The sequence below is a fragment of the Myxococcus faecalis genome, from assembly GCF_050039385.1.
Classification (GTDB): domain Bacteria; phylum Myxococcota; class Myxococcia; order Myxococcales; family Myxococcaceae; genus Myxococcus; species Myxococcus fulvus.
On record NZ_CP144336.1, the window covers coordinates 7,415,936 to 7,437,324 of the forward strand.

General features: G+C 70.4%; 16 protein-coding genes. 7 read left to right on the forward strand and 9 right to left on the reverse strand.

Translation table 11 applies throughout. The features are described 5' to 3' along the window. The first annotated feature begins 4 nt into the window (after positions 1–4). Genes VZQ01_RS29820 through VZQ01_RS29835 form a run of 4 tightly spaced genes read left to right on the forward strand, consistent with a single transcriptional unit; the run spans position 5 to position 8,911 of the window. Positions 5–3,937, forward strand: a complete 3,933-nt coding sequence (locus tag VZQ01_RS29820) for a translocation/assembly module TamB domain-containing protein (RefSeq protein ID WP_426745326.1) — start codon at positions 5–7, stop codon at positions 3,935–3,937. A gap of 11 nt (positions 3,938–3,948) precedes the next feature. Next, the gene (locus tag VZQ01_RS29825) at positions 3,949–7,035 is read left to right on the forward strand and encodes a POTRA domain-containing protein (RefSeq protein WP_223748143.1); all 3,087 of its coding nucleotides are present in this window, start codon (positions 3,949–3,951) and stop codon (positions 7,033–7,035) included. Then, positions 7,035–7,556: a hypothetical protein gene (locus VZQ01_RS29830; RefSeq protein WP_046715636.1), complete on the forward strand. Its 522-nt coding sequence runs from the start codon at positions 7,035–7,037 to the stop codon at positions 7,554–7,556. The genes VZQ01_RS29825 and VZQ01_RS29830 overlap by 1 nt, the downstream gene beginning before the upstream one ends. 35 nt (positions 7,557–7,591) lie before the next feature. Then, complete coding sequence (locus VZQ01_RS29835; protein WP_426745327.1) at positions 7,592–8,911, forward strand: lysophospholipid acyltransferase family protein; 1,320 nt, start codon at positions 7,592–7,594, stop codon at positions 8,909–8,911. On the opposite strand, the gene VZQ01_RS29840 is transcribed toward VZQ01_RS29835, so the two are convergent. The 7 genes from VZQ01_RS29840 to VZQ01_RS29870 are packed head-to-tail and all read right to left on the reverse strand — an operon-like array spanning position 8,901 to position 15,662. Beyond that, positions 8,901–10,202, reverse strand: coding sequence for a spinster family MFS transporter (locus VZQ01_RS29840; protein WP_426745328.1), 1,302 nt, complete (start codon positions 10,200–10,202; stop codon positions 8,901–8,903). The genes VZQ01_RS29835 and VZQ01_RS29840 overlap by 11 nt on opposite strands. Then, positions 10,199–11,134 (reverse strand): Ppx/GppA phosphatase family protein, encoded by a 936-nt coding sequence (locus VZQ01_RS29845; RefSeq protein ID WP_426745329.1) that lies wholly within the window; start codon positions 11,132–11,134, stop codon positions 10,199–10,201. Before VZQ01_RS29845 ends, VZQ01_RS29840 begins: the two co-directional genes overlap by 4 nt. A gap of 17 nt (positions 11,135–11,151) precedes the next feature. After that, complete coding sequence (locus tag VZQ01_RS29850) at positions 11,152–12,336, reverse strand: aminotransferase class V-fold PLP-dependent enzyme (protein ID WP_267699826.1); 1,185 nt, start codon at positions 12,334–12,336, stop codon at positions 11,152–11,154. 50 nt (positions 12,337–12,386) lie between these two features. Further along, on the reverse strand, positions 12,387–13,682 hold the full coding sequence (locus VZQ01_RS29855) for an LpqB family beta-propeller domain-containing protein (protein WP_248541910.1): 1,296 nt from the start codon (positions 13,680–13,682) through the stop codon (positions 12,387–12,389). Continuing rightward, complete coding sequence (locus VZQ01_RS29860) at positions 13,679–14,461, reverse strand: TonB family protein (protein ID WP_141323752.1); 783 nt, start codon at positions 14,459–14,461, stop codon at positions 13,679–13,681. Before VZQ01_RS29860 ends, VZQ01_RS29855 begins: the two co-directional genes overlap by 4 nt. A 3-nt stretch (positions 14,462–14,464) precedes the next feature. Beyond that, positions 14,465–14,938 carry a protein TolR gene (gene tolR, locus VZQ01_RS29865; RefSeq protein WP_141323753.1) on the reverse strand — a complete coding sequence of 158 codons (474 nt, stop codon included), beginning with the start codon at positions 14,936–14,938 and terminating at the stop codon, positions 14,465–14,467. Positions 14,939–14,951: 13 nt separating this feature from the next. After that, complete coding sequence (locus VZQ01_RS29870; protein WP_046715628.1) at positions 14,952–15,662, reverse strand: MotA/TolQ/ExbB proton channel family protein; 711 nt, start codon at positions 15,660–15,662, stop codon at positions 14,952–14,954. 163 nt (positions 15,663–15,825) lie between these two features. On the opposite strand from VZQ01_RS29870, the gene VZQ01_RS29875 reads away from it, so the two are divergent. Continuing rightward, positions 15,826–17,106 (forward strand): hypothetical protein, encoded by a 1,281-nt coding sequence (locus tag VZQ01_RS29875; protein WP_223748150.1) that lies wholly within the window; start codon positions 15,826–15,828, stop codon positions 17,104–17,106. 114 nt (positions 17,107–17,220) lie between these two features. Beyond that, a complete protein-coding gene (gene murI, locus VZQ01_RS29880; RefSeq protein ID WP_426745330.1) occupies positions 17,221–18,039 on the forward strand; it encodes a glutamate racemase in 819 nt (272 codons plus the stop codon). Positions 18,040–18,069: 30 nt separating this feature from the next. On the opposite strand, the gene carF is transcribed toward murI, so the two are convergent. Continuing rightward, positions 18,070–18,936, reverse strand: coding sequence for a plasmanylethanolamine desaturase (carF, locus tag VZQ01_RS29885; protein ID WP_408889463.1), 867 nt, complete (start codon positions 18,934–18,936; stop codon positions 18,070–18,072). 246 nt (positions 18,937–19,182) lie between these two features. Here carF and VZQ01_RS29890 point away from each other — a divergent pair, with 246 nt between their 5' ends. Then, positions 19,183–19,740, forward strand: coding sequence for a RomY N-terminal domain-containing regulatory protein (locus VZQ01_RS29890; RefSeq protein WP_046715624.1), 558 nt, complete (start codon positions 19,183–19,185; stop codon positions 19,738–19,740). An 81-nt stretch (positions 19,741–19,821) separates the two neighbouring features. Here the strand turns inward: VZQ01_RS29890 and VZQ01_RS29895 are convergent, their stop codons facing one another. Further along, entirely contained in the window at positions 19,822–21,294 is a 1,473-nt protein-coding gene (locus VZQ01_RS29895; RefSeq protein WP_426745331.1) for an SLC13 family permease, read from the reverse strand. Between the last annotated feature and the right edge of the window lie 95 nt (positions 21,295–21,389).

Consider the following 21,389-nt stretch of genomic DNA (forward strand, 5'->3'; position numbering starts at 1 on the left):
GGCTTTGGCCACACAGAGCCGCAACGGTGCGCTTCGAGCGCTGCTGCTCGTGCTCCTCGTCATCTCGGGGAGTGTCCTCGCGTTGCGCATGCCCGCCACGTGGGAGGTGGCCTGCACGGTGGCGCGGCGACACCTGCCGGACGTGCTCGGCCTGGACGTGGGCATCGGCCGCTGTGAGTTGGACCCGCTCGGCTCGCGCGTGCTGGTGCACGGCTTCTCGCTCTTCCAGCCGGGTGCGGACACGCCGCTGTTGGCGGCGGACCTGGCGGAGGTGCAGTTCGGCTTCCTGCGTCCCCTCTCTGGAAGGCTGACGTTCGCCTCGGTGCGCGCGGTGCGTCCGCGGCTGTCGCTGGACGTGTCCCAGCCCCGCGAGCGTCCCGAGACGAAGTCGGAGGGCTGCTTCCTGGACCCGCTGGAGCGGGTGCGGGTGGCGCGGCTGGACATCGTCGGCGCCGAGGTGCGCGTGGCGCTGCCGGAGGGACGCCGCGTGGAGGTGGCCGACCTGGATGTCCGCTGGGCGGAGCGCTGGGGCGTCATCGAGCTGGACGTGGAGGCGCGTCGGGGGCTCGTGCGGCTGGGGCCCGGAGGCCAGGAGCTGGCGCTGCAGCGGCTGGCCATCGCCGGCGCGGTGGACCCGGACGAGGCGCTGCTGGAGCTGGAGCGCGCGGAGGTGTCACTGGATGACATCAGCACCACGGTATCAGGACGGGTGGACTCGCTCTGCCAGCCGCACCTGGCGCTGGACGCGCAGATCTTCCTGCCGCTGCGCACGCTGTCGCAGGCGAAGCTGTTGCCGAAGCCGGCGACGGGCCACCTGTGGAGCCGCGTGTCCATCGCCGGCAGGCCCGAGTCTCCCGCGGTGTCGCTGGAGCTGTCCGGCAACGGGCTGGGCTACGAGCGCTTCGGTCCCGCGAACATCTCCGCGCGGCTGTCCTACGCGGGCGACGAGGTGCGGTTGGAGGAGGTGGTGGTTCCGGTGGGCATGGGGCGGGTGCGCGCCACGGGCAAGCTGCTGCTGACGCCGCTGCTCCCGCTGGAGGTGAGCCTGAAGACGGAGGACGCGTCGCTGGCGCGCATCCTGGACAAGGCGGGCGTGAAGGGCTCGTGGGTGGACTTCCCCGCGTCGCTCGAGGCGCAGCTCTCCGGCAACCTGTTGCCGCGCTTCTCGCTGTCCGGGCCGCTCGACTTGCGCACCGGCCGCTTCCGGCTGGCCACGCGCGCCTATGACGCCCCCGCCAGCGAGGGCATCCACATCCTGGAGTTCGACAAGGGGCGGGCGCAGGCGCAGGTGCGGCTGCAGACGGACCGCGTGTCCTTCAACCATGTCCAGGCGGAGGTGGGCCGCTCGCGCGTGCAGGCCGAGGTGGGGCTGCTCATCGGCAATGGCCTGGGGCTGGACATCCACGGGCAGGGCGATGTGGACCTGTCGGACTTCGGCCACATCGCCGGGCTGAAGTGGGCGGGGCGCGGCAACGCGACGTACTCGATCACGGGGCCCGTGTCCGAGGTGAAGGTGGAGTCGGGCCTGTCGTTCCGCGACTTCGTCTTCTGGGGCTTCAACCTGGGCGTGCTGCAGGGGAAGCTGGGCTACTCGGATGGGGTGCTGGCCTTCCCCTCGTTCACGGGACAGAAGGGGCGCACGCAGTACTACGGCAAGGCGGCGGTGGGCTTCGGTCGGCTGCTCAACCTGAAGCTCGAGGTGAACGTCCCGCAGGGGCGCACCGAGGACCTGGTCGACGTGGTGGCGGGCCTCACGCCGTCGCTGGCGGTGATGCAGGGCACGCTGGGCGGCACGGCGTCCGGACGCGTGGAGGTGGACAGCCCCATCGAGAAGCTGGAGGGGCTGGTGGCCTTCGACGTGAAGGACACCACGTACTACGGGCGGCGCATGGGGGACGGCTCGGCGCGGCTGCGCTTCGTGGACGGCAAGGCCATGGTGCTCGAGCGCACGGAGCTGAAGGGCCCGCTGGGCCGCACCTGGGCGGAGGGCACGCTGCTGTTCGCGGGCGGGCTGGACTACCGCTTCGGCGGGGACGGGCTGTCGCTCGGGGAGACGGTGGGGCCGGAGCTGGCCGAGCGCATGGGGCTCACGGGGACGATGGTGATGGACGGCGTCGTCTCCGGCACGTCCGACGTCCCCGTGGTGGACGTCACGCTGAAGTCGCCGCACATCGCCCTGGATGGCCGCAACCTGGGCGCCATGGACCTCACCGGGCGGCTGGTGGGCAAGGACTTCGAGGTCTGGGGCCGGCCCTTCCAGGACGCCAACGGCCGCGTGAAGATGAAGGTGCAGGACACGTGGCCCTACGACGCGTCGCTCACGCTGGCGCTGCCGGAGATTCGCACGCTGCTGCCGGAGGAGCCGCTGTGGGCGGGCGTGTCCGGCCAGGTGTCCGGCTCGCTCACTGCGAAGGGGCCGCTGATGGAGCCCCAGGCCGCGCAGGTGCGCGCGACGGTGGACCGGCTGGTGCTGTCGCGTGACGACGTGCGCGCGGAGAACACGGCGCCCATCTCGCTCGCCTTCGAGAAGGGGCGGCTGGAGGTGCAGCCGTTCCGCTTCCTCGGGCCGTACGTGGACCTGAACATGGGCGGCTGGATGACCACGCGCGGCGGCATCGGCGTGACGCTGCGCGGAGGTGGGGACCTGCGCCTCCTGGAGTCCCTGCTGCCGTCGATGGTGGAGCGCTCCACGGGGCGGCTCACCGTGGACGCGGAGGCGACGGGGACGCTGGAGGCGCCCTCGGTGGTGGGGAGCGCGGAGCTGTTGGACCTGCGCGTGGCGATGCGGGACCTGCCCATCAACGTCCGCAACATGTCCGGGCGCGTGGAGCTGACGGGCCAGCGCGTGTTGGTGGAGCACCTGCGGGGCCTGGTCAACGAGGGCAAGGTGTCCGCGCGCGGCGACGTGCGGCTGTCGCGCTTCCTGCCCCAGCGGCTGGGGCTCACGGTGCAGCTGGACGAGGTGCCCTACCGGCTCACCGAGGACCTGCCGGCGACGTTCTCCGGCCTGCTCCAGGTGGTGGGGCCGCCCAAGGGCTTCACCGTCACCGGCGGCATCGACATCGTCAAGATGCGCTACCAGAAGGCGCTGGACGTGGAGGCGCTGCTGAAGTCCATGCAGAAGCGCGCGCCGGTGCAGGCGCCCTCGCCGTCCGCGGCCCTGGGCGAGGCGCTGAAGCCGTGGGTCATCTGGGATGTGAACGTCCACTTCGGGGACGTGCGCGTGGACAACAACCTGGCCAAGGCGCGAATGCTCGGGGACGTGCGGCTGACGGGGACGGACCTGCGGCCGGGCCTCTTGGGGCGGGTGGAACTGGCCGAGGGCAGCCAGGCGTTCTTCCGCAACAACCCGTTCACCATCAGCCAGGGGCAGCTGGAGTTCCAGGACGCCACCAGCCTGGAGCCCGTCTTCGAGGTCCAGGCCCAGACGCAGGTGCGTGAGTTCCTGGTGAAGCTGCACGCCTTCGGCAAGCCCACGGACCCGCAGATCCTCCTCTCGTCGGAGCCCGCGCTGGTGGAAGGGGACATCGTCTCCCTGCTCACCCTGGGGTTCACCTCGTCGGACCGGGACACCGCGGCGTCGGCCGGAGCCGGGCTGGCGGCCGAGGCCCTCTTCAACGCGTCGGGTCTGGACCGGCAGGTCCAGCGGTTTCTCCCCAGCAATCCGGTGCTGAGGGATTTGTCCCTCCAGATATCCACCACCTACAATGACGCCACCCGACAAGCGGAGCCCACCGCGCAACTGGAGTCGAAGTTCCTCAGCGAGCAGCTTAAAATCGGGATGACTCAACCGGTGAGTGGGCGCGGAACGCGGGCGCGTGCCGAGTACCGCTTCGACGACAGACTTTCCGCGCAGGCCCAGTGGGACAACGAGAACAGCGAAGCCTCGTTTGGCAACCTCGGGCTCGAGCTGAAGCTCAGCTGGGAGGTCGAGTAACCCGCGCCGCGGTGGCGCTGGGGCTCTGGCTGTGCGTCCTGGCCTCGGCCTCCGCGCGCGCCCAGGCGCCCGAGGCCCGCGCCGCCGGTCAGAACGTGGTGGCCGTGGAGCTGCACCTGCCCGGAGGCGAGGACGCCGAGGGGCTCAGCGGCCTGGTGGCGGTGCGCAAGGGCCAGGCGCTGATGCCTTCGTTGGTGCGCCGCTCGGTGGAGCGACTGTGGGCCACGGGGCGGTTCTCGGACGTGGTGGCGCGCGCGGAGGAGGTGCGCGGCGGGGTGCGACTGGTGTTCCAGCTCACGCCCGTGTCGCGGTTGGCGCGGCTTCGCTTCGACGGGAACCAGGTGCTGACGGACGGGGAGCTGCTCGACGCCAGCGGCCTGCTGGAGGGCGGCCCGCTGGACCAGGAGGAACTGGAGGGCGCCGTGTCCGGTGTGCTCCAGGCATATCAGCGCAAGGGCTACGACTCCGTGCGCGTGACGGCCACGCAGGAGCCGCTGCCCCTGGGCATCCAGGTGTCGCTGCACGTCACCGAGGGGCAGCCGACGCTGGTTCGACAGGTGAACTTCTCCGGCAGCCCGGGCCTGCCGCTGCCCCGCTTGCTGGCGGCGCTCGCGATGCGCCCCGGTGAGGTGTTCGACCGTGTGCGGCTGGACGCGGGGTTGGACCAGCTGCGCACGGTGTTGCGCGAGGCGGGGCACTGGCGCGCGCAGGTGGGCGCGCCCGCGGTGCTGGTGGAGGGGAGCGCCGCGTCGGTGTCGGTGCCGCTGTCGGCGGGGCCTCGCTACAGCGTGCGCTTCCATGGCAACCACCGCTTCACGGCCGAGGTGCTGGAGCGGGTGCTGGCGTACGACGTGGCCGAGCCGCTCGACGAGGTGGTGGCCGGACGGCTGGCGCGGCGGGTGGAGTCGTTCTACCGGCACCGGGGGTTCCACGACGCGCGCGTGCGTCCGCGCGAGGTGCTGCGGCCGGATGGTGAGGTGGCGGTGCTGGCCTTCGACGTGGACGAGGGCCAGCCCCTGCGCGTCAGCGAGGTCCGCTTCCATGGCAACGCGTCGCTGGGCTCGGGCACTCTGAGAGAGGTGCTGGCGGAGCGCATCCGCGCCGGGGAGCTCCAGCCGGAGCTGGACCTGCGGCTCCAGGACGACCCGCTGGACGTCGAGGGTCGTCACGGCCGCGGGCCTGGCGCCACGGAGCCGGTGCCGGACCCGGCCACGGTGTACGTCGAGGACGCGTGGCTGGAGGCCACGGAGTCGATGATGGAGCAGTACCGTGAGCGGGGCTTCTTGTCGGTGGTGGTGACGCTCCGGGGGCTGACGGTGGATGCTCGCACGCGCACGGCGGCGGCGGACTTCGACGTGGTGGAGGGGCCCCAGACGCGCGTGAAGCAGGTCGTCCCCGACGGGTTCCCGGACACAAAGGCCGCGCGCGCGACGGCCTCGGGCATGGGGGTGCACGAGGGCCTACCGCTGAGCTTCGAGGCGGTGGAGGCGGCGCGCGTGGCGCTGGAGCGCGGGCTGGGCACGCAGGGCTACCTCTTCGCCCGCGTCACGACGAAGTCCTCGCTGGAGGAGGGCGACCAGGTCGCGACGGTGGTGTTCAACGCGGACACGGGGCCGCAGGTGAAGGTGGGCAAGGTGCTGGTGCAGGGCCTGACGCGCACGGACCCGGACCTCATCATGGCCAACCTGAACCTGGAGGAGGGGCAGCCGCTGGCCATGGACTCGCTCACCGAGGGTCAGCGCAGGCTCGCGCGGCTGGGCTTGTTCCGTCAGGTGGACGTGACGCTCGCGGACCCCACGCGGCGCGAGGCGTCCAAGGACGTGGTGGTGACGGTGCACGAGCGCCCTCGCCTCGATGGCCAGGTGTCCGGCGGCTACTTCCTGGTCGACGGTCCTCGAATCACCCTGGATACGGCGTACCGCAACCTGGATGGACTGGGCCTGAGCCTGCTGGCGCGCGGCAAGGTGAACTACGCGGGCTGGAGCGCGGAAGCATTGTCGGCGGACCGGCGGATTGCGTGTGAGCAGTCGGGCGGCGCGGCCTCGGCGGGCTGTGACGTGGAGCTCCAGGGACTGAGCGGACTGGGTGGCCGTGGCAACCTCGCGCTCTCGCAGCCTCGGCTGTACTTCCTGCTGCCGTTCGAGGTGGGCGCGCGACTGGACCTGATCGCCGAGCGTGTGCACCGGCCCTCGTACGTGTCCTCGCGGCTCGCGGCGGCGGCGGCGTTGGACTGGGCGGTGGCGTCCTGGTTCAACGTCTCGCTGTCGTACGAAGTGGAGAACAACCGGCTGCGCTCGCGCGCCGGCGTGCTGGAGCTGCTCAACCGCGCGGACCAGGAGCGGCTGCGCTATCCGTTCGGCGACTTCGTGCTGCACTCGCTGCGGCCCGCAATCACGCTCGACTTCCGTGACGACGCGACGAACCCCCGGCGTGGGCTGGTGCTCATCAGCAGCGCGGAGCTCACGCGTGGCATCAGCGTGAGCCCCACGGATGTCGCGGGCAACGCCGTGCCTGCGTTCCCCATCAACGGTCTGAAGCTGGCGAGCAGCTTGAGTGGCTACATCCCGCTCGGGCGTCGAGCGAGCCTCGCGCTGTCGGCGCGCGCGGGCACCATCGTCCCGATGGAGATGGGCGCACAGCCCATCGGCTCGAAGCTGTTCTACCTGGGCGGCTCGTCGAGCCTGCGCGGCTTCCGCGAGGACGGCGTTCTGCCCGAGGACGTGCGTGAGGCGCTGCATCAGCGGCTGCGCGACTGTCGCTCGCTCATCAGCCCGACGGGGTGCTCGGGCGAGCTGAAGGCGGTGCTCGCGGGGCAGGTGCCGGCGAGCCAGGGCGGTGAGCTCTTCACCTTGGGCAAGGCGGAGCTGCGGCTGCCTGCGCTGACGTCGTTGGACCTGGGCCTGTTCTTCGAGGCGGGCAACCTGTGGCTGGACAGGACTCGGCTGGATTTGGAGCGGCTGCGCTACGCGGCGGGCATGGGCCTGCGGTACATGACGCCGGTGGGCCCCCTCGCGTTCGACGTGGGCTTCAACCTGGACCCGGACGAGGAAGTGAACGAGGCGCGCACGCAGTTCCACTTCAGCATCGGGACGTTCTGATGAGGCTCGGGTCCACGGGGTGGATGGCGCTGCTGCTGACGGGCCTCTGGGGCGCGGGGTGCCGCCACACGCAGGACGTCACCGACGCGCCGGAGCGCCCCAAGTGGATGCCGCCGGAGGGGACGTGTCCGAAGGGCGCGCTGGTGCAGATGGAGCGGCTGGGGCTCAAGCCTGGCGACAAGCTCCCCGTCATCGTGGATGCCATCCAGGACCACCCGGGACCGGCGCGTTACAACTACAGCTTCGTCATCGCGCTGCCCCGGGACGAAGGGGAGAAGGTGCTTCCCGGCGCTCGCATTGGCGGGCGGCTCTATGTGACGAAGCACCGCGTGTTCGGCCGCTATGACCGCGTCTTCCTGCCGGAGAGCGGCGCCATGTCCGTGCCGTTCTGCGGAATCCTGCTCGACGCGAGGTGGGACCGCGATGGCGAGGGGTTGATTGCCTACCCGAGCCCTATGAAGGGGTTCTCCGTGGTGCAGGACAACACGGGCGTCATCCTGGTGGTGGACAAGTACCCGTGAGCGCCGTCCGCGCCGCGTGAGGTACAGTCCCCGGCGTGTTCTACGCCTGTGTCCGTGCCGTGGTGGCGGTGTGTCTGCGCCTGTTCTACCGGGTGAGGGTGAATGCCTCCGGCGCCGAGCCCGAGGGGCCCGTGCTCTTCGTGGGCAACCACCCCAATGGACTCATCGACCCCGGGCTCGTCTTCATCCTCACGCGCCGCAAGGTGACGTTCCTCGCGAAGGCGCCGCTTTTCCGCATGCCCGTCATCGGCTGGCTGCTGAAGGGGCTCGATGCGCTGCCGGTGTATCGCAAGCAGGATGACCCGACGAAGATGGGCGGCAACGAGGGCACGCTCGAGGCCGCCAAGGGCGCGCTCGTGCAGGGCCGCGCCATCACCATCTTCCCCGAGGGCAAGAGCCACTCGGAGCCCGGGCTCGCGGAGCTGAAGACGGGCGCGTCGCGCATCGCCCTGAGCGCGGTGCGAGAGGGCGCGCCCGTGCGCATCGTCCCCGTGGGCCTCACCTACGCGGAGAAGCACGTGTTCCGCAGCGAGGTCCTCATCGACGTGGGGCCCGCCATCGACGCCACCGCGTTCCAGCCCGTGGACGCCGCCTCGGAGCAGGACTCGGTGCGCGCGCTGACCGAGCGCATCGCCGAGGGGCTGCGCGCGGTGACGCTCAACCTGGAGCAGTGGGCGGACCTGCCGTTGATTCAGCTCGCCGAGCAGCTCTTCGCCTTCAAGCAGGGAGGGGCGCTGGACGCGGAGCGACTGCGCTTGTGGGCTCGTGGCGTGCAGCTCTTCCGCACCCAGGAGCCGGAGCGCTTCGAGGACCTGCGCGCCCAGCTCACGTCCTTCAAGCGTCGGTTGGACCTGGTGCACGCGACGGGACCGTCGGACCTGGCGCTCGTCTACCGCCCGGGCAATGTCGCGTCGTTCATCGTGAAGAACCTGCTCGCGCTGGTGTTCGGGCTGCCGCTGTTCGTGCTGGGGCTCGTGCTGTTCTGGCTGCCGTACCAGGTGCCTCGGGCCGCCAGCCGCAAGGCGGAACTCGACGTGCAGGCGACGGTGAAGTTCCTCACGGGCTTCGTCGTGATGCTCGTCTGGTGGGCGGCGCTCACCGTGACGGCGGGTGTGCTGGGGGGCGCGCTCCTCGCGCTCTTCACCTTCATCGCGGTGCCGCCGCTGGCCCTCTTCACGCTCTACTTCTCGGAGCGCTCGGATGTGCTGCGGCGGGACGTGGACGTGTTCTTCATGCTGGGCAACCGCGCGCGCCTCAAGGCGCTGCTGCTCGCGGATGGCGAGCGGCTGGCGACCGAGGTGGAGCGACTGGCGGACGAATACCGGCCGAAGGTGGACGCCGCCGTCAGGCGGTAGCGCGCTCCCGGGGAACGGCGTCCCGGAACAACCTCGCGCCGACGAGCAGCGCCAGTCCGCCGAGCAGCACGGGCAGGGCATTCACCGCGATGGCGGTGCGCAGGTTGGACGCGTCGGCGATGTTTCCGATGAGCGTGGGCGAAATCGCATCCCCGAGCAGGTGGATGCACAGCACGTTGAGCCCCATGGCGAAGGCGCGGAACGCGGGCGGCACGCAGTTGACGATGGCCGCGTTGATGGGACCGCTGTTGAGGAAGATGAGGAACTGCGCGGCGCCGATGGCCGCGAACGTGGGCCCCACGTCCTTCAGGTGCACGGCCAGGTACATGCACGGCGCCGCGAGCAGGAGGCCGATGCCCGACATCCACAGGCCACCGCCCTCGCGCTTGCGGTCCAGCTTGTCGCCCAGCCACCCGCCGGCCACGGTGCCCAACAGGCCCGCCACCGCCGTAATCGCGCCGAAGAGGAACCCGGAGCTGTCCGCCGACATCGCGCGCTCACGCACCAGGTATGTCGGCATCCAGAATCCCAGGCCGCCGATGGAGAACGTCATCAGCGTGTAGCCCGCCGTCACCGCCCAGAAGGCCGCGTTGCGTCCCAGGCCTCGCAGGCCGACCATGAAGGGCAGCTTCACCTGCGCGTCCGGGCCGTCCATGGCGCCACGCTGGGGCTCCGGCATGAAGAACGCCATCGCGCCCAGAATCAGGCCCGGCACGCCTCCGGCGAAGAAGGCCACGTGCCACGAGTACTTCTGCGTCAGCCAGCCGCCCAGGCCGTAGCCCGCGGCCGCGCCCACGGGGATGGCGATGTAGAAGAGCGCCAGCATCCGCGTGCGCCGGTCGCGAGGGTACAGGTCCGAGATGATGCTCGGCGCCACCGCGCCATAGCCCGCCTCGCCGATGCCAATCACCGCCCGCGCGACGAGCAGCGCGATGAACGACGTCGCGAGCCCGCTGGCCCCCGTGGCGAGGCTCCACAACAACACGCCACCTGCCACCAGGAACTTGCGGGGATACCGGTCACCGAGGAAGCCGCCCAGCGGCGAGGCCAGCATGAACACCACGATGAACATGGTGCCGAGCAGGCCCGACTGGGTGTCGTTGATGCCGAACTCCTGCTGGATGCCCGGCAGCGCCACCGCGACGATGTATCGGTCGAGGTAGTTGACCAGGTTGATGAGCGTGAGGATGAGCAGCGCGTAGCCGGCGTTCGTCGCCGGAGCCACGGGCGTGCTGGTGGGCGAGGGTGACGGAGACGGAGGAGGAGAGACGCTCACGGAGGGCGCGCTCATGAACGGGAGGCCCCCGCGCCGAAGCGGTGCGCGAGCAGTCCCCACCTCAAGCCCCGGTCACTCACCCGGCAGCCATCCAGCCCCAGCGCCTTCACCGCCTCCAGCAGGATGAGCGCACCCGCGGGGATGACGTCCGCGCGCTTGGGCTGCATGCCCGGCAGCGTGCGCCGCTCCTCGAGAGGCTGCCGGCACAGCTGGTCCACCAGCGCGCTCAATTCGCCCACCGACAGCGTGCCGCCGTGCACCCGCGCCGCGTCGTATGGGTCGATGGCGTGCTTCACCGCGTACACCGTGGTCACCGTGCCCGCCACGCCCACCAGCACCGAGGCGGGAGGCGGAGGCGGCAGCGCCTTGAACGTGTCGCGCAGGTGCGCCTGGATGCGCGCGCGGTCCTCGGCGGACATCGGGTCCGAACGCACGAAGCGCTCGGTGAGCCGCACCGCGCCCACGTCGAAGCTGTGACGGAAGTCCACGTGGCCCGCGGGGTTGCCGTAGATGAACTCGGTGGAGCCTCCGCCGATGTCCAACACCAGCAAGGGCCCAGCCGCCTCGCCCGAGAAGTCCGAGCTCACCGCGGCGAACGACAGCTCCGCTTCGAGCTGCCCTGAGATGATCTCCACCGTGACGCCCGCGCGCGTCTTCGCGGCCTCGAGGAACTCCGCGCCGTTCACCGCGTCGCGCGCGGCGCTGGTGGCCGACACCGCGATGTCCTGCGCGCCCTGCTCACGCGCCTCGCGCGCGAAGGCCTCGAGCACCGACAGCGTGGCCTCCATGCCCTCGGCAGACAGGCGGCGGGTGGCGTCCACGCCGCGTCCCAGGCGGGTGATTTCAGCGCGCTCGAGGACGGCTTCGAAGCGGCCGTCCCCGGTGCGCTCCGCGACCAGCAACAGCACGGAGTTGGTACCGATGTCGATGGTGGCGAATCGCGGCATATGTGTATCCAGCCTACTCAACGGAGCAGCGCTTCCAAAGCGTCTGCCAGCGCGGCGTACTCGTCCGGGGTGTTGTAGAGCTGCGCGGACAGTCGCACGTGCCGCTCGGGCGGCCGGGGCCACGCGACGATGGGCACCTCGATGCGGTGCTCGTCGAACAGGCGCAGGTGGAGCGGGTCCAGGTAGAGCGGAGCTTCGGGCTCCAACGGGTAGCCCGGTGGCAGCGTCACCACCGCCATGCTGCCCACCATGTCCTCGGGGCAGGCGGGGGAGACCTTCAGCCGCTCGCACAGGAGGGCCCGCGCGGCCAGGGCCTTGCTCCGGTTGGCCGCCATCACCTCGGGCCAGCCGCCGGGTAGCAGGCCACCCACCACGCGCAGTGCCTCCGGGACGCAGAGCACGGCGGATGGGTCATGCGTCCCCGTCCAGTCGAACAACAGCCGGTAGCGGGAGCGGTCCGTGCGGGGCGAGTTGCGCCCATGGCTCACCGCCAGCGGCGTCAGGCCCTGCTGCAAATCCCTGCGCACGTGCAGGAACGCGGCGCCCTTGGGCGCGCACAGCCACTTGTGGCAGTTGCCCGTGTAGTAGCCGGCGCCGAGCGAGCGCAGCGACAGCGGCACCTGGCCCGGCCCATGCGCGCCGTCGACCAGCGTCTCCACGCCGCGCGCGCGCAGCTCCGAGACGAGCTTCGCCAGCGGCATCACCAGCGCCGTCTGGCTGGAGACATGGTCCACGAGGAACAGCCGCGTGCGTGGCGTCACGTGCGCGAGCACCGTGTCCACGATGGACCGAGCGGACGTCACCGGCCACGGCAGCTTCGCGACCACCACCTTGGCGCCGCCGTGCTCGGCGACGAAGTCCAGCGCGTTGCGGCTCGCGTTGTATTCGTGGTCCGTGGTGAGCAGCTCGTCGCCGGGCTGGAAGCGCAGCGAGCGCAGCACCGTGGTGACACCGCTGGTGGCGTTGGTGACGAAGGACACGTCCTCGGTGTCCGCGTCGAGGAAGTCCGCGAGCACGCCGCGGGCCTCGTCCAGCAGGGGCTCGATTTCACGGTGCAGGAAGCGGACGGGCTCCGCCTCCATCCGCGCGCGCAGCTCCGACTGCTTCTGGAGCACGGCGGTGGGGCACGCACCGTAGGAACCGTGATTGAGGAAGCGGACCTGGGGATCCAATCCCCAGTGGGAACGGAGGGAGGCGCTCATGCGCGGGGACTGCACCCGAGCACGCGCCCCCTGTCAACGCTCCGCGAGTCCTACGGCTGGCTGTCCGCGAGCGGCGCCCAGTCGGGCGTCAACAGCGTGCCCTTCTCCGCCCGCAGGGGCAGCTGGTTGTTGCCGTCCGCCGTCATCACGAACAGCTGCGTGCCGCCCGCGCGCGTGGAGGAGAACAGCACCAGCCGGCCGTTGGGGGAGAACGCGGGCTCCTCGTTGTTGCCCTGGTCCTGCGTCAGGCGCGTGACCTTGCCCGTCTCGACGTGGATGGTGAACAGGTCGAACGCGTTGCGCTCGTCGCGCGCGGTGAAGACGATGAGGTCGCCGCGAGGAGACCAGTCCGGCGTCTGGTTGTAGTTGCCCTGGAAGGTGAGCCGCCGCACGCCCGAGCCGTCCGCGCCCATGATGTAGATCTGCGGACTGCCACCGCGGTTGGACACGAAGGCGATGCGCTTGCCGTCGGGAGACCAGGTGGGGCTGGTGTTCAGGCCGTAGGGCGTGTCGGTGACGGCCTTGGCGCCGGAGCCGTCCGCGTTGGCCACGTAGATTTGAGCGCTCTCACCCTCGGCCTGCGAGTACGCCAGGCGCTTGCCGTCCGGGGAGAACGCGCCGCCGGTGATCATCTGCCCGTCGGAGACCACCATGCGCGCATCGCCACCCGGGCGCTGCACCCAGAGGTCCGGCCGGTTCTTGCGGTACGACGTATAGGCCACCTGCGCGCCGTCCTGGCTCAGCGAGGGCAGGATGTTGATGCCGCCCTTGGTGAGCGTCACGGCGTTGCCGCCGTCCCAGTCCGCCACGGCGATGTCGCGGTTGTTGCCCGCCTTCTTCACGTAGGTGATGCGCGACAGGAAGGGGCTGGGCTCGCGGGTGAAGTGCCGGTAGAGCGCGTCCGCCAGCCGGTGGGCCAAGAGCGACGGGTTCTTCACCGGCGCGTCCTTGGTCACCTTGAGGTCTTCGCGGCCGGTGCCCACGTTGTACAGGCGCAGCTCTCCGCGCAGCGTGCCGGCGTCGTCCGCCAGCGAGACCTTCACCAGCGCCTCGGCGCCCACGTCCGCCCAGCGGCTGAAGGTGATGGTGCCCGCGGCCATGCCCTCCTTGGGGTCGGCCGTGAAGCTCTTGCGGTCCAGCACCTGGAGGATGCCGGACGCGGTGAGGTCGAAGGTGAAGGCGGTGTCGAAGGCGTTCGCCGCGCCCTTGGCACCCTCGTTCTGGGTGAGGGGCGTGGCCACCGCCACCGGCAGCGGGCGGAAGTTGGCGCCGGAGATTTCGATGGTCGGCGTCTGGGCGAAGGCCGCCAGCGGGACGAGGAGGAGGGAGAGGAGCAGGGCTTTCATAGGGCGTTGAACATCAGGTTGACGCCGTTCTTCTGCAGCGCGTCTCGGAGGTGGTCGGGAGGAGGCGAGAAGGGTGAGGCCTTGCGCACGGCGGCGACGACCGCCGAGTCGAACAAATCATTGCCGCTGGGCTTGGTGAGGCTCACGTCCAGCACCTCGCCCGCGCGCCCCAGCCGCAGCGCCACGAGGGCCTTGAGGTGCAGTCGCTCGGACTCCGGAATCGTGTCCGCGACGCTGTAGTTGCGGCGCACCTGCGCCTGCAGGAGGCCGAAGTAGCGCTCGCCCTCGGCGGTGGCCGAGTCGCCGTCCGGGTCGCCGTCCTCGGCGCCCTCGGGCTCCTCCTCGGACGCCTTGGCCGTCTTGTCGAACGCGCCGAACAGCCGCTTGCGCCGGTCCTCGCCGTCCTTCTCACCCTTCACCGGCGTGGGCTTCGGCGCGGACGAGGGCTCCGGCTTGACGCCGGGGATGGGCACCGCGACGGCGGCGGAGGAGGGCGCGGGCGGCGCCTCGGGCGCGGGCTTGGGCGCGTCCACCTGCTTGGGCGGCGGTGGCAGCGCTTCCTTGCGCGGCAGCAGCTTCGAGTCGCGCGGCTTGCCCTGGCGCACCAGCGTGGCGCGGATGGGCTGCGCGGTGAGGTCCACCTTGGGCCCGGCGTTGAGGTGGGCGTACAGCATCCCCGCCAGCAGCAGGGCCACGTGCCCCACCACCGACGCGATGATGAACGGCGACACCCGTGAGCTCTTGCTGAGGAGCAGGCTGTGGCTCACCGCGGAGTGCATGGGCTAGCGCTTCGCCTCCTTGGGCTTCTTCGAGGTCGACTGCGTGTTGGACGTCTTGGAGCCCGTGGAAGGGTCCGTGATCATCCCCACGTTGTTGATGCCCGCGCGCTGGGCGGCCGCCATCACCTCCACGACGGTGCCGTAGGGCACGTCCCGGTCGGCGTGGAGGAAGACCTCCTTGTCGGCCTGCACCTTGGCGTTGGCGGCAAGCTTCGCCTCCAGCTCCTCGAGCGCCACCTCCGCGTCGCCGATGTAGACCTTCTTGCCCGCGTCGATGGAGAGCACGACCTTCTTCTCGGTCGCCTCCACCGGGGCCGCCTTGGTCTCCGGCAGGTTCACCTTCACGCCCTGCTGGATGAGGGGCGCGGTCACCATGAAGATGATGAGCAGCACCAGCATCACGTCCACCATGGGCGTGACGTTGATCTCGCTCATCGTGGTGCGGCCACCGCCGCGATTGCCTCCGCCCATGCCCATGGTCGAGGTCCGCCTACCGGAAGAAGTGACGCTTGATGATGTTGAGGAAGTCCGCGGAGAAGTTGGACATCTCCGTGTCGAACACCTTGATGCGGCTGACGAACGAGTTGTAGGCGACCACGGCCGGAATCGCCGCGAACAGGCCCGCCGCCGTGGCGAACAGCGCGTTGCCCACCGGCGCCGCCACCGTGGCCAACGTCGCATTGCCCTGCTCGGCGATCTGGTTGAACGCGCTCAGGATGCCGATGACCGTGCCGAACAGGCCGACGAAGGGCGACGCGGCGCCCACCGTGCCCAGGAACGACACGCGGGCCTCCAGCTCGGTGATTTGCGACGTGGACGCCCGCATCAGCGCGCGCTCCACGTTCTCGATTCCGCCCAGCCGCTCCGCCATGGCGCCCTCGGCGCCGCCTTCCTTGGCCTGCGCCAGCTTGGTCAGCTCCTCGTACCCCGCACAGAAGACCTTGGAGAGCGGCGAGGCGTCCAGCTTCTGGGCTGTCTGGTAGATGGCCTCCAGCCGGGAGGCCTTCCAGAAGGTGTCGAGGAAGGTGAGAGACTGTGCGCGAGCCTTGGCGAGCTGGGTGGCCTTCATCGCGATGAGGGCCCAGGAGGCCACGGAGACGCCCATCAGGAGCAGCAGCACGGCCAGCTCGATGAAGGACGCGTCGCGGATGATCTCCACGTAGTTCATGGCGCCGAGCGCCAGGGGCAGGTGGGGCGTCATGGGGTGGAGCGCGTAACACTCCGCTACAACTGGGTCAAACAAACGGGGCAAGCCCGGCTGCTTGAAGTGGATTGGCCGTGCCGGTGAATAATTCCCGGGAGGGGTCGTCCGAGGTGACTGAAACGGGCCGAACACCTCATCACCCCAAGACAGGTTGCCCCCCATGAACTCCCGACTGCTGGTTGCATTCCTCTGCCTGGCGGCGGTCTCCTCCGGCTGTATCATCCACGACGAGCCCGCCTACGAAGGTGACGTGACGTTCCGTTGGACCCTCGCGGGGCTGCGCTGCGACGAGGACCCGGACGTCCGGGGCGTGAACATCTACATCCCGGGCGAGCGCCTGGAGAACGATGGCCGCTACCCGTGCCGCGCCAATGGCTTCGACGGCATCGTCCTGCACCGCTTCCAGCCGGGCACCTACAGCTTCCAGTTGGAGGCGGTCAGCTACGTCAACGAGGTGCTGTACGAGGGCAGCGGCACCTTCCGCATCAACGGCGACCAGACGGTGGAGATCGACCTGCTGCCGCCGGGCGTCCCGCCGTCCTACGCGTACCTCGAGTGGCAGTTCCCGGGGAACGCGAGCTGCAACTCGGCCGGCGTGCGCTACGTGGACGTGCGCATCGACAACAGCGAGTGGGGCCGCTTCGACTGTGAGGCCGGCAGCAACGGCAACGCCATCAAGTCGCTGTACGTGGACCCGGGGGAGCACAACGTCATCATGGTCGCGCTCGACTCCCGGCTGCGCGCCGTCTACGAGCACAACGGCCGGCTGACCACGCACTATGGCGCGCCGACCTCGTACATCGGCTCGATGCGCTCCACCGCCACCGGCGTGACGCTGGGCTGGGAGTTCCAGGACGGGCCGAGCCGCTTCAACTGCAGCCAGGCGGGGGTGACGCACGTGGAGATCCGCATCGACGGCGGGCCGTGGGAGCGCTTCTCCTGCTCGGCGGGCAGCGCGGGGGCCACCATCACCAACACCAACCTGGGCGCGGGCAACCACGACCTGCAGCTGGTGGCGGTCGATGCCCAGAACAACCCCTGGTACTACTACACGGGGTCGTTCTCGGTGCCGTCGGGTGGCTCGGCGAACGTGCTGGCCTCGCTGTGGGTGATTGGCGGCGCGTCCATCAAGTGGGAGCTGCGCGCCGGTGGCTCCGCGCTGAGCTGCTCGCAGGCGGGCATCAACGACGTGGCCATCAACTTCCGCGACGTCTTCACCGGAGAGCTGGTGTACGGCATCGTCGGTGACGTGCACGGCTGCAACGACGCGCCGGTGGTCTTCGAGTTCCTGCGTCCGGGCCGCTACCAGGTGGAGATGTTCGCCCGGGCCAACAACGGCGTCGAGTACCGCTCGGTCGCCAACAGCGTCACCGTGGACGTCGTGGGCCACTCGTTCCCGGGCCCGAACAATGCCCTGCTGGTGTCGCTGTTCCCCAACTAGTCGGACCCACCCGTTCGTGGGGTGAACAGAAGGGCCGGGGCCAGGTGCCTCGGCCCTTCGTGCTTGCGGGGGTGGGCCCTGGCGCTGGCATCAAACGTGATAGGGACACGGGACATGCGGCAAGGCAGCCACAATCCCATCGGCGTATTCGACTCCGGCATCGGCGGGCTCACGGTCCTCAAGGCCCTGATGGCCCGCCTCCCCCACGAGAGCACGGTGTACCTGGGCGACACCGCGCGCGTGCCCTACGGCACCAAGTCCGGCGAGGTGGTGACGCGCTACTCGCTGAAGAACGCGGAGTTCCTGCTGGAGCGCGGCATCAAGCTGCTGGTGGTGGCCTGCAACACGGCCTCCGCCGCCGCGCTGCCCGCGCTGGAGGCCTCGCTGCCGGTGCCGGTGGTGGGCGTCATCCAGCCGGGCGCCTCCACGGCCCTGGCGCGCACGCGGGGCGGCGGGGTGGGCGTCATCGGCACGCCCGGCACCATCCGCTCCGGCGCCTACCAGCGGGCCCTGGAGGCCGGTGGGCCGCGGGTGCGGGTGAAGGCCCGCGCCTGTCCGCTGTTCGTGCCGCTGGCGGAGGAGGGCTGGACCACCGGGGACGTGCCGCTCCTGACGGCGCGCGAGTATCTGGGGGACTTCGCCCGCGACGGCGTGGACACGCTGGTGCTGGGCTGCACGCACTATCCGCTGCTCAAGGGCGTCATCGCGGAGGTGGTAGGCCCGGACGTCGCGCTGGTGGACTCGGCGGAGGCCACCGCGCAGGCTGTCGCTGCGCTGCTGGAGGCGAAGGGGCTGCTGGCACCCGCGACGGGGGAGAGGCCGCCTTCTCACGACTACTTCGTCACCGACGTGCCCGAGCGCTTCATGGAGGTGGGGGCGCGCTTCCTGGGCCGCCCCATCACCCACGCCGAGCAGGTGGACCTGAAGTTCTGACGGCCCGGGTCGGCCCCGGGCCCGAGTCGCTCAGGCGGAGGGCCGGGTGGTGACGGTGGCGGGCGCGGCCTCCTCCGTCGTGGTGGCCTTGGTGAGCAGCTCCTTGGCGGCCTGGACGACGGGGGGCTCGGCGGCGCCCTCGGCCTCCACGAGCGCGCGGGCGGCCTCGTCGCCGATGTCGTCCTCGCGCGGCACCAGCCCGGTGACGCGGGTGATGAGCCGCTCCATCAGCGGGAAGAAGGACACCAGGTTGAGCGGCCAGTTCAGCCAGCCCACGGTGATGCAGTAGTACTTGTTGAAGGGCGCCGTGTGGTGGATCTGGTGGTGGGCCGGCGGCAGGATGAGGTGGATGCGCTGCAGGAAGCCGATGAGGGCCGGCGGCGCGTCCATGTGCGACCACTTGTGGAACTGGTTGGTCGCCATCACCCAGAAGATCATCGCGCCCAGGAAGCTGGACACGAACACCCAGCCGGAGCTGGACAGCGGCATGCTCACCGCGGCCACGGCCACCGGCAGCGAGATGAGGCAGTTGTTGCCGTTGGTCTCCACGAAGTCGTGGCGGGTGATGGCCTTCTCGTCGACGTGGTGCTCGCGGAAGGGGCGGATGAGCGCCTTGCCGAGGATGGGCATCTCCGTGGAGCCCCACGTGTCCCCCATCCAGTGCACGAAGCCGGAGACGAAGTCCGCGGCCAGGTAGCCCAGCAGCACCGCGCCGAGCAGCAGCCACGGTCCACCGTGCGGGTTGTTGTAGAGCCGGTAGACGAGGATGAGCTCCAGCGCCACGAAGCTGACGATGGCGCCAATCTCCATGGCGCGGATGGCGGGGGAGTAGCCCTCGGCCAGGACCTGGGCGTCCTGCAGGCGGACCTTGTTCTTGATCTCGTTCGTCTTCTTCATCCGTGGCGTCCCTGGGCCGGGGGTGTCGTGGAGCACCACACCCATAGCCTGTACGTACCCCAGCCGCTTTTGGCTTTTCAACGGACCGGAGTCTCGGGCGCACTCGAAGGCCGGGTCGCAAGGCAGGCGGGCTCCCGCCGCAGCTTTTGCGTCATGCCCGGCGGGCAGGCGCGCGGGACGGACATGCGGGGGCGAGGCTTACCTTGCGACGTGGGGAAGCGGCTGGTACGGTCCGCCCACTCGGCAATGACGAAAACCTTCGAGAAGGCCGTCACCGGCTTCAACCACAACATCAAGCACAAGGGGAAGGTCTACCACGTCCAGACCGAGGACTCGGGCGTCAACAATCCCCACATCATCACCCACCTGTTCGTGGGCGGGAACATCCTCGCGTCGAAGAAGACGTCCTACTCGGACATCCTCAACGCGGAGAGCCTGGCGGAGGTCGTCCGCGAGTTGATGGAGGAGCAGCACAAGGAGATGCTGCGAAACCTCATCAACGGCGTGTACGACAACTACGAGTCCGCCGTCCGGTCGTACCAGCCCGGTCAGCTCGCCTCCGAGGCCGACCAGGCCCAGGCGAAGCTGCAGACCGGCCAGCCGATGGCCCCCAAGCCGGTGGTGGTGCCCGTCGCGCCTGTCGCACCCGTGTTGCCTCCGGAGGTCGCCGCCGCTCGGGCCCTCAAGGAGAAGCCGAAGATCAACGAGGTCGGCGTGGAGACCCTCTTCGGCGAGGACCTCATCTCCGAGAAGAGCCTCGACGAGGTCATCCTCAGCTACCTGGCGGGAGAGGGCGAGCAGTAGCCCCCCGCCGTTCGTCGCCCCGGTGGCCTCGTGGCCCCGGGCGCGTCGACTGTCCTCCAGTCGACACCTCCTCCCGCATCGCTAGGGCAACACCCACCGGACCCAGGTGGCGCCGTAGACCGTGAGCAGCAGCGCGGCGAGGACGTCCAGCAGGATGCCCGTGCGCATCATCACCGGCAGGCGCACCACGCCGCTGCCGAAGACGATGGCGTTGGGCGGCGTGCCCGCAGGCAGGGCGAAGTCGCACGAGGCCGCGAAGGTGCTCACCGCCAACAAGGGCCGCGAGGCGGGCAGCACGTTCAGCATGACGTTCGTCGTGGCGGTGTTGGAGGCGATGGCCGACAGCAGGATGGTGGCGCTGGCCACCGTGCCGTATTGGACCAGCCCCGGCAGTGACTCCAGCTCCGACAGGCGCGAGGTCATCCACGAGGCAAGCCCGCTGGCCTCGATGCCCGCCGCCAGCGCGAAGCCTCCGCCGAGCAGGAGCAGCGTGTCCCAGGGCACCCGGCGCAGCGCGGCCACCGACAGCCGGCCCAGCACCACCAGCGTCAAGGCGCCCACGATGGCCACCGCGGCCTCGTAGTGCTTGCCGCCCAGCTTGAAGCCGTCGAAGGCGCGGGCCACCCCCGGCGCGAGCAGCGCGCGCAGCGGGTCGCCGAAAATCCACAGCACCGCGGCCACGAGGAAGACGACGCCCACGGTGCGCTCCCCGCGGGACATGGGGCCCAGCTGCTCGAGCTCCCGGGCGATGACGTCTCCGCCCTGGCCCGGGCCCATCCGGTCCTGCCGGGCCCATCTCCACAAGACCGCCCACGCCACGGGCAGGAAGAGGAGGACGAAGGGGAGGGCGGCGACCATGTACTCGACGAAGCCCACGTCCGTGCCCATCCGCCGCGACACCACGCCGGCGAAGACGGAGTTGGTGGGGCTGCCAATCTTGGTGCCGATGCCGCCGAGGTTGGAGCCGTAGGCCACCGCGAGCATCAGCGCCGCGCCGAAGTGCTCCAGCGGGCGGCCCTCCGACGCGCGCAGCTGGGCGAGCAGCGCCATGCCGATGGGCACCATCATCACCGCGGTGGCGGTGTTGGAAATCCAGAGCGACACGGCGGCGGTGGCCGCGAGCATGCCGAACAAGAGCCGCTGGGGGCCGGTGCCCACCGCGCGCATGATGAGCAGGGCGATTCTGCGGTGCAGGCCCCACTGCTCCATGCCGGCGCCCAGCGCCATGCCGCCCATGAAGAGGAAGATGTACGGGTCCAGGAAGGGCAGCACGGAGCGGCCCGCGGCCACCGCGACGCTGTCCGTGTCGAACACGCCGAGCACCGGGAAGAGCACCACCGGGAGCACGGCCGTCCAGGCCATGGGGACGGCCTCGGTGAACCACCAGAGGGCCATCCACGCGGCCACGGCGGCGGCGGCGGCGGGGCGGTGGTCCAGGCCGGGCAGGGTGTGCAGACCGGAGGGAACCCCGTAGATGAGGCCAGCGGCCAGGGGGCCCGCGACACGTCCCACCCACTGTCCCGTCGTCGCGCCGCGCGCGGCCTGCTCACCCATATGGCGTGGGACCGTCGCACAGGTGGTGCCGGGGGTGGGAGGGGAAAGCCGGTCCTCCCGCCGGGCGTGCGTGGGTCGCCCGCGCCCGGCCGTGG

Bases quoted from the DNA above. Each gene is read 5' to 3' on its own strand.
- VZQ01_RS29830 (WP_046715636.1), top strand. From the start codon at position 7,035: ATGAGGCTCGGGTCCACGGGGTGGATGGCGCTGCTGCTGACGGGCCTC.
- VZQ01_RS29840 (WP_426745328.1), bottom strand. From the start codon at position 10,202: ATGAGCGCGCCCTCCGTGAGCGTCTCTCCTCCTCCGTCTCCGTCACCC.
- VZQ01_RS29845 (WP_426745329.1), bottom strand. From the start codon at position 11,134: ATGCCGCGATTCGCCACCATCGACATCGGTACCAACTCCGTGCTGTTG.
- VZQ01_RS29850 (WP_267699826.1), bottom strand. From the start codon at position 12,336: ATGAGCGCCTCCCTCCGTTCCCACTGGGGATTGGATCCCCAGGTCCGC.
- VZQ01_RS29855 (WP_248541910.1), bottom strand. From the start codon at position 13,682: ATGAAAGCCCTGCTCCTCTCCCTCCTCCTCGTCCCGCTGGCGGCCTTC.
- VZQ01_RS29860 (WP_141323752.1), bottom strand. From the start codon at position 14,461: ATGCACTCCGCGGTGAGCCACAGCCTGCTCCTCAGCAAGAGCTCACGG.
- tolR (WP_141323753.1), bottom strand. From the start codon at position 14,938: ATGGGCATGGGCGGAGGCAATCGCGGCGGTGGCCGCACCACGATGAGC.
- VZQ01_RS29870 (WP_046715628.1), bottom strand. From the start codon at position 15,662: ATGACGCCCCACCTGCCCCTGGCGCTCGGCGCCATGAACTACGTGGAG.
- VZQ01_RS29875 (WP_223748150.1), top strand. From the start codon at position 15,826: ATGAACTCCCGACTGCTGGTTGCATTCCTCTGCCTGGCGGCGGTCTCC.
- murI (WP_426745330.1), top strand. From the start codon at position 17,221: ATGCGGCAAGGCAGCCACAATCCCATCGGCGTATTCGACTCCGGCATC.
- carF (WP_408889463.1), bottom strand. From the start codon at position 18,936: ATGAAGAAGACGAACGAGATCAAGAACAAGGTCCGCCTGCAGGACGCC.
- VZQ01_RS29890 (WP_046715624.1), top strand. From the start codon at position 19,183: ATGACGAAAACCTTCGAGAAGGCCGTCACCGGCTTCAACCACAACATC.
- VZQ01_RS29895 (WP_426745331.1), bottom strand. From the start codon at position 21,294: ATGGGTGAGCAGGCCGCGCGCGGCGCGACGACGGGACAGTGGGTGGGA.